This is a genomic window from Streptantibioticus rubrisoli (assembly GCF_024436055.1).
Lineage (GTDB): Bacteria > Actinomycetota > Actinomycetes > Streptomycetales > Streptomycetaceae > Streptantibioticus_A > Streptantibioticus_A rubrisoli.
The window spans coordinates 74,124-86,190 of the sequence record NZ_JANFNH010000004.1; the positions used below are offsets into that span (position 1 = coordinate 74,124).

9 protein-coding genes are annotated in these 12,067 nt (G+C 70.5%); 2 read left to right on the forward strand and 7 right to left on the reverse strand.

Features of this window, described 5'->3' with window-relative positions:
• Positions 1–16: 16 nt before the first annotated feature.
• On the reverse strand, positions 17–1,147 hold the full coding sequence (locus NON19_RS06850; protein ID WP_372514020.1) for a DUF5925 domain-containing protein: 1,131 nt from the start codon (positions 1,145–1,147) through the stop codon (positions 17–19).
• Between the two features lie 197 nt (positions 1,148–1,344).
• Here NON19_RS06850 and NON19_RS06855 point away from each other — a divergent pair, with 197 nt between their 5' ends.
• Positions 1,345–2,652, forward strand: a complete 1,308-nt coding sequence (locus NON19_RS06855) for a xylan 1,4-beta-xylosidase (protein WP_372514031.1) — start codon at positions 1,345–1,347, stop codon at positions 2,650–2,652.
• Positions 2,653–2,665: 13 nt separating this feature from the next.
• Here the strand turns inward: NON19_RS06855 and NON19_RS06860 are convergent, their stop codons facing one another.
• The 6 genes from NON19_RS06860 to NON19_RS06885 all read right to left on the reverse strand — a co-directional run bounded on the left by NON19_RS06860 (position 2,666) and on the right by NON19_RS06885 (position 11,066).
• Positions 2,666–6,316, reverse strand: coding sequence for a lipopolysaccharide biosynthesis protein (locus tag NON19_RS06860; RefSeq protein ID WP_372514021.1), 3,651 nt, complete (start codon positions 6,314–6,316; stop codon positions 2,666–2,668).
• Positions 6,309–7,121: a polysaccharide deacetylase family protein gene (locus tag NON19_RS06865; RefSeq protein WP_255925746.1), complete on the reverse strand. Its 813-nt coding sequence runs from the start codon at positions 7,119–7,121 to the stop codon at positions 6,309–6,311. Before NON19_RS06865 ends, NON19_RS06860 begins: the two co-directional genes overlap by 8 nt.
• Entirely contained in the window at positions 7,118–8,152 is a 1,035-nt protein-coding gene (locus NON19_RS06870) for a glycosyltransferase family 2 protein (protein WP_255925747.1), read from the reverse strand. The genes NON19_RS06865 and NON19_RS06870 overlap by 4 nt, the downstream gene beginning before the upstream one ends.
• Positions 8,149–8,988 (reverse strand): glycosyltransferase family 2 protein, encoded by an 840-nt coding sequence (locus NON19_RS06875; protein ID WP_255925748.1) that lies wholly within the window; start codon positions 8,986–8,988, stop codon positions 8,149–8,151. The genes NON19_RS06870 and NON19_RS06875 overlap by 4 nt, the downstream gene beginning before the upstream one ends.
• Positions 8,989–9,534: 546 nt before the next feature.
• A complete protein-coding gene (locus tag NON19_RS06880) occupies positions 9,535–10,644 on the reverse strand; it encodes a GNAT family N-acetyltransferase (protein WP_255925749.1) in 1,110 nt (369 codons plus the stop codon).
• Entirely contained in the window at positions 10,641–11,066 is a 426-nt protein-coding gene (locus tag NON19_RS06885; protein WP_255925750.1) for a hypothetical protein, read from the reverse strand. The genes NON19_RS06880 and NON19_RS06885 overlap by 4 nt, the downstream gene beginning before the upstream one ends.
• 165 nt (positions 11,067–11,231) lie before the next feature.
• Here NON19_RS06885 and NON19_RS06890 point away from each other — a divergent pair, with 165 nt between their 5' ends.
• Positions 11,232–12,032, forward strand: coding sequence for an SGNH/GDSL hydrolase family protein (locus NON19_RS06890; protein WP_255925751.1), 801 nt, complete (start codon positions 11,232–11,234; stop codon positions 12,030–12,032).
• Positions 12,033–12,067 lie beyond the last annotated feature (35 nt).

Here is a 12,067-nt window from a genome sequence, read left to right on the forward strand (position 1 = left end):
CAGCAATGGCGCCGCCCTACAGGTACAGACCGTCCGCCGCCTCGGCCTGGTTGGGCAGCAGGGGCGGGGTGCCGCGGCGGAGCGCGTAGAGCTCCGCCAGGGTCGATCCGTCCCGGCCGACGCCCTGGGACGTACCGAGCCAGGCGATGGCCTCCTCGCGGGTCAGCGAGCCGACCTCGATCCGGCTCAGGCAGCGGCCGGGCCGTACCACCGCCGGATGCAGCCGCTCCAACTCCTCGTTGGTGGTGATGCCGACCAGCACGTTGCGGCCCTGACCCAGCAGCCCGTCGGTCAGGTTGAGCAGCCGGGACAGCGCCTGGCCCGCGGCGTGCTTGGCCTGGCCGCGGATCAGCTCGTCGCAGTCCTCAAGTAGCAGCAGCCGCCAGCGGGGCGCGCTCTCGGGGTGCGGATCGTGGTCGTCCTCACCGATGGCCAGGTCCATCAGATAGCCGGGGTCGTTGAACAGCCGCTCGGGGTCGAGCACACAGTCCACCTGGCACCACTCCTGCCAGGAGCGTGCCAAGGTGCGCAGGCACGAGGTCTTCCCGGTGCCCGGCGGGCCGTGCAGCAGCAGTAGCCGACCGGTGATGTCCTGCGGCGTCAGCTTCATCAGCGCGTCCATCGCCTCGGCCACCGGTGCGGTGTAGTTGCCCCGTACCTCCGGCCAACTCGACGCGCTGATGGCGCGGGTGTGCCGGACGGGGCCGCGGCGGTGGGAGAAGTGCCAGAAGCCCATCTGCACCAACTCCGGCCGCGGCTCCGGCTCATCCTCCGCGCCGTCCAGCGCCTGGTCGAGGACCCACCGCGCCAACTCGTCCTCCACCGCGGTGACCGTGATGTCCGCGCCGCGCTTCCAGCGGGAGACCAGGATCGTCCAGCCGTCCCCCTCGGCGAGCACCGAGCGGCGGTCCTTCTCGCAGGCCTGCCGCAGCACCCGGGCGCCGCCCGGCAGCAGCGTCGCCCCGGACCTGACCCGCTGCACCGAGTGGCCGCGCGCGTACGGCTGGGCGCCGGAGGCGAACCGGCCGAGCAGCATGGCGTCCACGATGTCGGACGGCGAGTCATTGCCCGCGGTGTTCAGCCGGATCGGCAGCGCCGCGTCAGGCAGGCGGTCATCGGTCGGGTGCATCGTGGACATGACGCCCATGATCTGCCAGAACGGGTCGGGTCGCGCGGTATTTTCCGGGGTGATCGGCAAGGAAAACCCTCACAGGGTTCACCAAAACGGTCGTTACGCGCGCTTCTCGGCCTTACAGTGCCAAGGTGAGCGCTCGTCACGCGGCCGGGAGTTTCGGCCTCTTACGTGCTGGCTGGCAACGCGTCATCGTGCTGTTCGTCGTCGCGATGGCCGGACTCGGCCTGCTGCTGACCATGTTCGGCACCACGGGTCACGGGGCAGGGAGCCGGTCCACCGGCACCGCCGCGCCCGGCGTCTACGGCACCCCCGGCACCGGTGCGCCGCCCAGCGTCCGGCTCGGCTGGGGCTTCACCCACACCGAGTACAGCGCCGACCGGGGCACCGCGGCCGCCGAGGGCAGTGCCGACAAACTGCTGGCCGCCCAGCCGCTGCCGCAGAACCAGGCCATCATGGGCTGGGGCTCCGACAACCCCGAGCCCTCGCCCGGCCGGTACGACTTCAGCGGCCTGGACAGCCGGATCGCCCTGATCCGCAGGACCGGCGGCACACCGGTGCTCACCCTGTGCTGCGCCCCCGACTGGATGAAGGGCGGCGCCCCCGGCACCACCGACTGGTCACGCATCGAGGCCGCGCCCACCCCGGGCCACTACGCCGACTTCGCCGACCTGGCCGCCAAGATCGCCCGGCGCTATCCGGACGTGCACGAATTCGTCGTCTGGAACGAGTTCAAGGGCTTCTGGAACGACAGCCCAGGCCGCTGGAACTACGAGGACTACACGCGCCTGTACAACCTGGTCTACCGGGCGGTGAAAGCCGTCAATCCGCAGAACCTGGTGGGCGGCCCGTACCTGAACATGGACAGCGTCGCACCAGGAACCAAGGACAACGCCTCGTCGGTCAGCGGCCCTTGGGGCAGTCTGGACCAGCGGGTGCTCGACGCCCTCGACTACTGGATGCGCAACAAGGCGGGCGCCGACTTCCTGGTGGTTGACGGATCGAGCACCACCCATGACGGCGCCCTGGTGCCCGACGACTTCAACGCCACGCAGAAGTTCTACGACCTGAGCAGGTGGCTGCGCCAGGACACCGGTCTGCCCCTGTGGTGGGCCGAGTGGTACGTCAAGCCCGACCACACCGTCTGGCCGGAGAAACAGCTGATGGCGGTGCAGGCCACCGCCATGACGCAGCTCGCCCTGGGCGGCACCGACACCGCCTTCTACTGGAACCCCGAATCCGAGAGCGGAGACTGCTCCGGCTGCCTGTGGACCGGCACCGAGGCCGACGACCAGGGCGGCACCCCGCTGCCCATGCTGAGCCTGCTGCGCCGCTTCGCCGCCGCGTTCCCACCGGGCGCCCCACTGCGCACCCCCGCCGTGGACAACGCCAACGTAAGGGCGTTGGCCAGCGGCCGCACGCTGCTGGCGGTGAACACCACCGACCGGCAGATCACTGCCCGCATCGACGGCACGACCGTCAACCTGGCACCCTACGCGGTCAGTTGGACCACCCGGTGACCCGCCCGCCACCTCAGCTCAACGTGGCGAAGCGGTCCACCAGGGAAGCCAGGAACACCGCGAGCAACGGCAGCGCCAGGTAGAAGGACACTTTCATACCGCGCCGCCGCCGCGGCTCCGGCACCACGACCCGTACCACCTCGCGGGTGCCCAGCAGCACCAGCAGCAGCACCGCCGCGACGGCGCCCACCACCGTCCACGGCGTCCACGTCACCACCGGGCCGACCTTGCCGACCACCGGACGCGGCACCGCGCCCTTGGGCAGCGCCGCCAACTGGTACACAGCGGCGTCCTGGTTGGACATCACCTCGCGCAGGTCCTTACGGGCGTCCAGTGCGGCCACCACACGGGAGCGCCAGTCGGCCGGGTAGCCCGCGTCCAGTTGCAGATAGCTGGCGGTACCGGAGCTGATCAGCAGGTACGACTGCGGGCCCGCCGCCTTCAGATCGGCGACCATGCCGCCGACCCGCGACGGATCACGCGGCGCCAGCACTCCGCGGTAGTTGACCTTCTCCATGTCCCGGGCCATCCACGGCAGGTTGGGCGTGGGATCGTTGGCCGGGTCCTTGCTGGGCCACAGCAGCCGGGCGGACGGCGTGTCATGGCCGTAGACGTAGTCCAGCGCCGCGACCTCGCCGGTGCGCACCCGCTCGAACGGCTCGTTGCCCCAACGGGCCACAAGGAAGCCGCCCGTCAGCGCCAGGCCCACCAGCGGCAGGACGACCAGCGCGGCCCAACGGCGCTCCGGCGAGGTGCGCGGGAAGAACGCCAACGCGGCCAGCACGCACGCCCCCGGCAGCGCGAACAGGAAGACCCGCAGCGCCATCTCACCGCCGTAGGACTGCATGCCGAACCCGAGGAACGGCACCAGCAGCAGGATCAGCAGCGCCCGGTCACTGATCCCGGCCCGGCGCCTGCGCAGCCAGCCGAACGCGGCCAGCGCCATCACCCCCGCGGCCAGCAACACCCTTGAGTACAGCACCACCTTGTGGATCGGCGAGCCGCCCTGGATGCGTCCCGAGACGCTGGAGGAGACGTTGCCGCCCAGCGAACCCAGGCCGCCGAAGAGCTCGTTGAAGTGCCCAGACCAGTACGGCTCGGCCAGGAAACCCACCCAGGCGACCACCATGACCCCGCACAGCAGCGGCAGCCCGTACAGCGTCGAGCGCTTCCAGACCACCAGTGCCGCCGCCACCCCGAGCATCATGAACGGGGTGAGTTGGTGGCTGACCACGGACGCCGCGAACAGCGCCAGCACCCCACCGAGCAGCACCGCCCGGTCGGCCCGGCCCGCCGGACGCACCTGAGCCTCACCCGGCAGCCGCCTGCCGTCCCCGGGACGCGGCGAGCGGAACCAGACCAGCAGTACGGCCACGAACATGACGTAGAACAGGTAGTTGACCGACTGCGGTGAGAAGTAGTCCTGGCCGACCCAGCCGCACAGCACGAACAACCAGGCGGCGCACCACTTGGCCCGCCACCCGGCCCGGACCGCGTGCAGCAGCAGCATCAGCGGTGCCAGGTAGAGCAGTTCGACCGCCAGTGGCCACCAACGCAGCACCTCGGTCAGATCGGTGACCCCGCACGCCTTGGTGACCAGTGCGACGCCCCCGAAGAACCCCGGCCAGGAGAACCGCGCGTCAAGGTAGGGGACCACATGGCCGGTTCGGCCGATGTACTCGATGAACCCCGCGTGCTGCCAGGCGGTCGGGAAGCGCGGCTGCGACTCCAGCACGGCGGGCACGGCGTGCAGCGACACCACGGTCGCCAGCAGCACGGCCAGCAGCAGCCAGGGACGGCAGCCGGGCAGTGACAGCGCCCAGCAGAACGCCAGCACCAGCAACGCCGCGCCCACCAGCGTGAGGTGCGGCAGTACCGAGACCAGTCCCAGACCGTTCATCCGGTCCAGCGAGGCGTCGCCCATGCCGCGCAGCGGCAGCCAGTACAGCGTCAGCGCCACGACCAGCGCCAGCCAGCCGCCCAGCCCGGCCCAGGACCAGCCCGCGATCCGCTGGCGCAGCGGAACCCGCGAGCGCTCGACCGGCTGCGCGGGCGGTGGCGCGGAGACCGGATGCGGGGTGGGACCCTCGGCACGGGACTCCTGGTGGGTCTGGGCATGCGCCGGAACGTAGGGGCGCCGCTCCATGTGGTCGAAGTCCAGTCGGACGCCCAGCGGCAGGGTGTCCTGGTCGACCGCGGCGCGCAGCGCCCAACTGGTGCCGAACACCAGCGTGTCGGTGTCCAACGGCACCGGCTCCGACGGCTCCGCCTGAACAGGCGCGGCGGTTGGCGCCGGGGTCCGCAGGATCCGGGCCAGCCCGAAGCAGGCGATCACCGCGATCACCGTCTGACTGGACAGTTCCGCGACTCCCGCCCCGACGATCCCCAGCGGCGGTAGCAGCAGCAGCGTCGACCCCAGCACCAGGACGCACAGCAGCCCTTGGAGCATCGCGATCCGCGAGGTGCGGCTCTGTGCCCGCAGCACGCCGAAGTACGCCTCGAACAGCACCCGAGTGAGCGAGGCGACCGCCATGAAACGCAGCAGCGGCCCACCCTTGGCCGCGTACCCCGCACCGAAGACATGCAGTATCTGCGGTGCGAAGACCACCAGGGTCATGCAGATCGGAACCATGATCCGGGCCATCCGGCGCAGCGCCGCGCGGCAGTTCTCGGCGATCCGCGACGGATCGTGCGCGCCCTCCACGGTGAGCGAGGCGCCCATGTTGATCGCCAGCAGGTCGACCGTGCCGCCGATGGTGGAGGTGATGTAGAAGTAGGCGTTGTTCTCCGCGCTGATCCGCGCCGCGACGATCACCGGCACCAGGTAGAGCACGGCCAGCGCGAACAGCGACCCGGTGTAGTCCCCGGCCAGGAACCGCCCGATCTCCCGCGTGGACGGCGGATCGGTCTTGTCCTGGGTCGCCTTGACATGGCGCGGGATCAGCCGGCGGAAGACCAGCCAGCCCAGCGGCAGTACCGACAGCGCGATCGCCGCGACCCAGGAGACGAACACCCCGGTCGCCGGGATCACCGTGGCCAGCGCGATCAGCAGGCCCAGCTTGGCGGTGGAGAACACCGTGTTGCCGAACGGCACCCACACCGCGCTGCGCAGCCCGGTCAGCACCCCGTCCTGCAGGGTGAGCACCGACCAGGCCACCACCGAGCCGACGAACGCCAGCCCCGGCACCACCCCGCTGAGGAAGTGGTACGAGGGACCCCACCACCCCAGCGTGAGCAGGAACAGCCCGGCCGCGGCCGCCACCACCAGCGAACTCGCCAGATAGGTACCGGAGATAAGCCGCGCCGTGCGCCTGCCCGCGACGGGGATGAACCGGGCCAGCGCACCGGTGAGGGTGACCGCGGTGATCCCGGCGAGGAACTTCATCGCCGCGATCGCGGCCGAGCCCCGGCCCACCGCGTCATCGGTGTAGTAGCGGGCGGCGACCAGCCAGTAGCCGACCCCGAGCACCGCGGAGACCCCGGTGTTGAGCATCAGCGCATAGGCGTTGCGGAACAGCGGATCGCCCCCGCCACGCCGCCCCGGCAGCCGCAACCGGCCGCGTCTGGGCGGACGTTCGGCGACGCCGGAGACCGCCGTGCGGCCGGGTGGCCGCTGGCCGGTCGTGCTCGTACCGGATGTCTCCTGGGTGGTCGTCTCAGACACGGGCTCCGCGTACCTTCCCCAGTGCTCGGCGGGTTCTGCGCACCATGGCATAACTTTTCGTCAGTGCCCGGTCCTTGGCGAAGTTCCGGGCGACGGCGCGGCCCTCGACGAGTCGTTCGAACTCGGTTATGGAGGTGGAGCGCCGCACGGTGACCCGGCGCAGCGCGTACGGCCCCTGCGCCCGGGAGGCCAGCCGGTTGCCGACGGCGAGCGAGATGCCGAACCCGGCGGTACGCACCATGCGCCGCACCCGCTGGCTTGAGTAGCCGTACGGGTAGGCGAAGGAGACCGGTGGGGCGTCCAGTTCCTCGGTGAGGATCTCCTTGCAGCGCAGCACCTCGAACCACAGCCGGTCGTCGGAGAGCTGGTCCAACTGCGGATGGCTGTGGCTGTGCCCGCCGATCTCCACCCCGGACGCCGCCAGCTCACGCACCTGGTCCCAGTGCAGCATGATGTCCAGCGCGCCCGGCGCCTGGTCCTGCGCGGCCCGCCCGAGCACCCAGCCGGTCGAGGTGAACAGGGTCGCCGGGAAGTCGTGCCGCCGCAGCTCCGGCAGCGCGTGCCGGTGTACGCCCTCGTATCCGTCGTCGAACGTGATGAGCACCGGCCGTGCGGGCAGCGCACGCCGACCGTCCCGCCAGACGGCGGCCAACTGACGCGTGGTCAGCGGTGTGAAGCCGCGCTGCGCCAGCAACTCCATCTGTTCGGCGAAGGCTGACGGTGTCACCGAAAGCCCGCGCGCCGCCCTCGCCGGGGTGTCGGCGACCGCGTGGTACATCAAGATGGGCACCCCACCTGCGATCATGCCACCGCTCCCGGTCTGTGCTTCGTGTTGTGTTCGGCTTGCTGGGGCGCGTCGGACCCGGCCGCCGTCGTGGCGATCACGAACCGGCCGCCGCGCCGGGAGCGCACGGTGCCGACGGCGTACCCGGCCGCCGTCGTGGCCAGCCCGGCCACGATCGCACCGGCCCGGGCCAGCCCGTCGACCTGTCCGAGCAGCGCGTCGCGTACGCCGCGGGCCACCCCGGACGGCAACACCCTTGTGGTGTAACGGCGTTCGGCCGAGAGCCCCGCCTCGGCGCCCACGCTGCGGGCCACCAGCGCCTTGGACAGCCCCTCGGCGTAGCAGCGGGTGCGGAAGTAGCCGAACCGCTCGCGTGCGGGCGGCACCCGGTGGTGGATGACCGCCCGGTCGTCGATCAGCAGCAGCGCGTCCGGGCGGGCCCGCCGCAGCCGGATGCACAGCTCGGTCTCCTCGCAGCCCAGCGGGCGCTTGTCGCCGTCCCGCCCGATCCCGGTGGCGAAGCCGCCCGCGGCGTCGAACGCGGTGCGCCGGAACGAGGCGTTCCCGCCCAGCACGTTGCGCACCGGCACCCGGCCGGGCGGCAGGCCCAGATAGGTGCAGCCCACCACCCACTCGAACTCGCGGGGGAACCACGCCGGGCGGCGGCCGGACGCCCAGGCGGGCATGGTCCTGCCGCCCACCGCCATCACCCGCGGGTCCTCGTAGGCCGCCACGAAGTGCCGCAGCCAGTCCCGTTCGGCCACCGCGTCGTCGTCCAGGAACGCGATGACGGTTCCGTTGGACGCGGCGATTCCGGTGTTGCGGCCCGCGGACAGGCCGCGCGGCCCCGCGTTGGGCAGCACGGTGACGGTGTCGTCGTCCGCGTACTGCTTCCGCAGCCGGGCGAGCAGCGTGGCGTTGTGGTCCACCACGAGCAGTGTCTCCTGTGCCGGGAGGGACTGCGCCCGCACCGAGGCCACCGCGGCGAGGATGTCGCCCCAGCGGTCCTCGGTGTAGACGCAGATCACCACGGAGACGGTCTCCGTGCTCAAGAACCCTCCCCCAGGTTGGCGCTGGCGGGCAGCACCGCCGGGCGGGAGCGCAGCCGACGGGTTCCGCGCTCCCGCAGGATGACCTTCAGCACGCGCAGACCGTCGCGTACCGCTCGTAGGTTGCTGGCGCCGTGGATGCGTAGATGTTCATGGCTGGGAATCTCCTGCACCTTCAGGCCAGCCTTGACCACCCGGATGTTCATCAGGGTTTCCACCTCGAAACCGGCGCAGTCCAGCGCGATGTGGTCCAGGCAGTGTCTCCAGAAGGCGTTGTAGCCGTAGCACAGGTCCGTGTAGCGGGCCCCGAACTTGGCGTTGACCAGTGCGCAAAGTATCCAGTTGCCGAGCTTGCGGATCGGCGTCATGTCGTCGGTGCCGCCGCCGTTGGCGAAGCGCGAGCCCTTGGCGAAGTCGGCTCCCGAGACCAGGGCGGAGACATAGCTGACGATCTCGTTGCCGTCGGCCGAGCCGTCGGCGTCCACCATCACGATGATCTCGCCGGTGGCCGCGGCGAATCCGCTGATCAGGGCGTCGCCCTTGCCCTTGCCGCGCTGCTCGACGACGGTCACCGAGGGCCACAGTTCACGGGCGACCTTCACGGTGTCGTCGGTGGAGTGCCCGTCGACCAGGATGACCTCGTGGATCCAGGGCGGCAGCGTGGCGAACACATGCGGAAGGTTCTCCGCCTCGTTCATCGCCGGAATGACCACGCTGACCGGCGGAGTGATCGCCAGGTGCGAGGAGATCGGCCGGAAGCGCGCCTCAGTGACGGTGTCCTTTGGTGGGCTGGAACTCAGCGATGGGCCGGGTACGGCCGGTTGAACATAAGAGCTCATGAATCCGTTTCCCTCTCGTCCGGTCGACCGCCCGCGCCGGGCGGCCCGTGTCGTGGGTCCGGTTCGAAAGGGGGGTCTCACCTGGTCCGTGCCGTCTTCGCCCAGGGCGTTGCCGCCCATGGGTGAACACACCTTGCGAACCTGGTGAGTTGGCGTATGTGACCGGCCGCGCGGTGCGCGGCCCGGCACATGCGCAGTGTCCGAGCACGGCACCCCCCTACCGCGCCCCGCACCGTGCCATCGCGGCCTAGTGAGCCCCCTCCCCTGAGGTCTCCTGGGGCCGCCCTTCCCTGATGGCTGGTGCGGGTGGATGTCCGACGGTATTGATGATTGTGACTCTAAGGCAAGACCCGGCGCCGTGATTCATAATTGGCAGAAAATACTACCGAGCTGTCTTCTTGATCTTGCATTGGTGATCGAACTTGCGAGGAAACGAGCCATTCCTTTCGGCTCGTAGGGAAAATGGACCGGCTGCCGCGTTGTACGCGAAGCGGCCGTGATCCGGCGCGAAGGAGCGCCGGGTGCGAACGGGCGCACTGGGGCGCGTCAGCGTCCGGTCCGCAGCCGACCCAGCCGCTTGAGCAACTGATCGGCGTTGCTGTGGAGTTGGGGGCGCGCCAGCACCGCGTTGCGGGCCGCCCGCACCGGCGCACGCCTGAGCAGATGACCAACCGCGACCGGGTGGCGCCGTGTCACCCAGCCTTCGGACACCGAAAGTTCACGGGTTTTGAGCGACTCTTTGTATTCTTTTTCACCGCGGCCTAGATCGAGATAGGAGATACCGTTCGCCGCAGCCGCCTCGGCCATTCTCAGATGCAACGCAAGACCGGGCGAGTATTTACCGAACGCGCTGTCGTACGCCGGGAACCAACAGGCGAGCACCCGCTCGGAACGCAAACCGAAGTGCGCCGCCACCGGACGCCCACCCGCGTAGAGCACCGACAACTGTCCGGCGAACTGCGTGCCGCGGGTGTGGAACAGGTGCTCCACCAACCGCACGATCCACGGCCGGGCGAACCGGTCGCTGCGGCCCGTCCTGCGGTACTGCGCCGACTTCCAGGCCATCAGTGTGCGCAGCACCGTCGGATCGCGCTCGTCGTGCACGTACCGCACCCCACCCGCGTCCCGGTCCAGCTTGCGCTCCTTGGCCAGCGTGGTGCGGACGAACTTCGGCGCGTGCCCGCGCAGATACCTCAGATAGGCCTGGTACCCCTGCTCCACGTCGATCACCGGTGAGGGGTACGAGCCGGTTGCACCGATCTCGAAGGGCTTCTCGCCCTCCAGCAGATGGTCGAACTCCCAGACCGCCAACCGGCAGGCGCGCAGCAACTCCTGGGCGTCCCACTGGAAGCCGGGCCGGTGCACCAGCCCCTGGCAGTCGGACAACCCCAGACCCACCGCCCGGCCCACCCCCAACGCGGTGCGCTGGAACGGGAAGAACGCCGCGGGAACCGTGGGCGCGCCGTCCTCGTAGACCACCGCCACCCGCACCCCGCGCCGGAAGCGGTCCACCGCCAGCGTGAACTCCGGTGACAGGAAGGGATTGGCGAGCGACGGACTGCCGCACACCCAGGCCCGCGACTGCAGGCCGGTCCATGCCGCGCGGTCGGACTCGGTCAACTCGGCCGGGCGCAGCACACGTATTCGCGGTCTCAAGGATCGCGCCTTCGCACCGCGCTTCCGTAACTACCGACGCCCAGCGGCAGCAGGAAAAGCGCCGCGCTCAACGCCGCGACGACCGCCACCCCACCGCGGACCGACCACAGGTGCAGCATCAGCAGCACCTGGCCGACCAGCACGTCGAACGTGATCGAGCCGACGACGGCGACCACCACCCGGGTCGGCGGATCAAGGCCGCGCAGCGTACTGGCCAGCGCGGCCCCGGGCGCGGCGATCATGAAGAAGAAGGTGAACGGCGCGCGCAACGGCGAACTGATGTCGGCCAGAGCGAGTGCGGCACCGGCCACTCCCGTGCCGACGGCGGCACCAGCGAGAAGTGGCAGAGATTCCTTGGCAATTGGATGCATTGGCGACTTGCCCCCCGGCTTCAATGTCGCGCAGTCACGGCAGCCCGTCAAGCAGTCCGGACACCTTGCGACACACCACCACCGATCGGGGGAATCTCCGGGCGCCTACCCACCCGGTGGGCCGTTCGCTGCTACGACGTACGCGGCAGCACACCCCACGCAAACCCACGCACATCCCACGCACACGGCCACGCACATCCCACCAAGAGAGGTCCCATGAGGCTCACCCGGCTTGTCGTCACCCTGTCCGCCCTGCCTCTCCTCGCGGCCCTCACCCTGTGGGGCCCAAGCAGCGCGGACGCGGTGGGGCCGCCCGGCTATGTGGCGCTCGGCGATTCGTACTCCGCCGGGGTGGGCGCGGGCGGCACCATCGCGTCCAGCGGAAGCTGCCGACGCAGCACCAACGCCTATCCGCGGCTGTGGGCCGTGCGGACCGCCCCCGCGTCGTTCGGCTTCCCCGCGTGCGACGGGGCCACCACGACGGACGTCCTCAACGGCCAACTGGACCAGCTCAGTTCGGCCACCGGTCTGGTCAGCATCACCGTAGGCGGCGACGACGCGGGCTTCGCCGATGTGATGGCCACCTGCGCGGTGCCCACCGGCCTGCTGTGTCTGCCACGGGTGGACCGGGCCCGGGGCTTCGTGCGCGACACCCTGCCGGGGCGGCTGGACGCCCTCTACTCCGCGATTCGTGACCGGGCGCCGGGCGCGCGGGTGGTGGTGCTCGGCTACCCGCGCTTCTACCAACTCGACGGCGGCTGCCTGGCCGGGCTTGAGGAGGCCAAGCGCGTGGCCATCGACACGGCGATCGACGAGTTGGACACCGTCATCGCCAAGCGCGCCGCCGCGCACGGCTTCGTCTTCGGTGACGTACGCGGCGCCTTCGCCGCCCACGAGATCTGCGGCCGGGACCCCTGGCTGCACAGCGTGACCGTTCCGCTCGGTGACTCGTACCACCCGACCGCGGTGGGACAGTCGCGCGGGTACCTTCCGGTGTTCACCGCGGCCGCCATCTGACGTTCGCCTCGGCACTCGGCCAACTACCGTGCGTA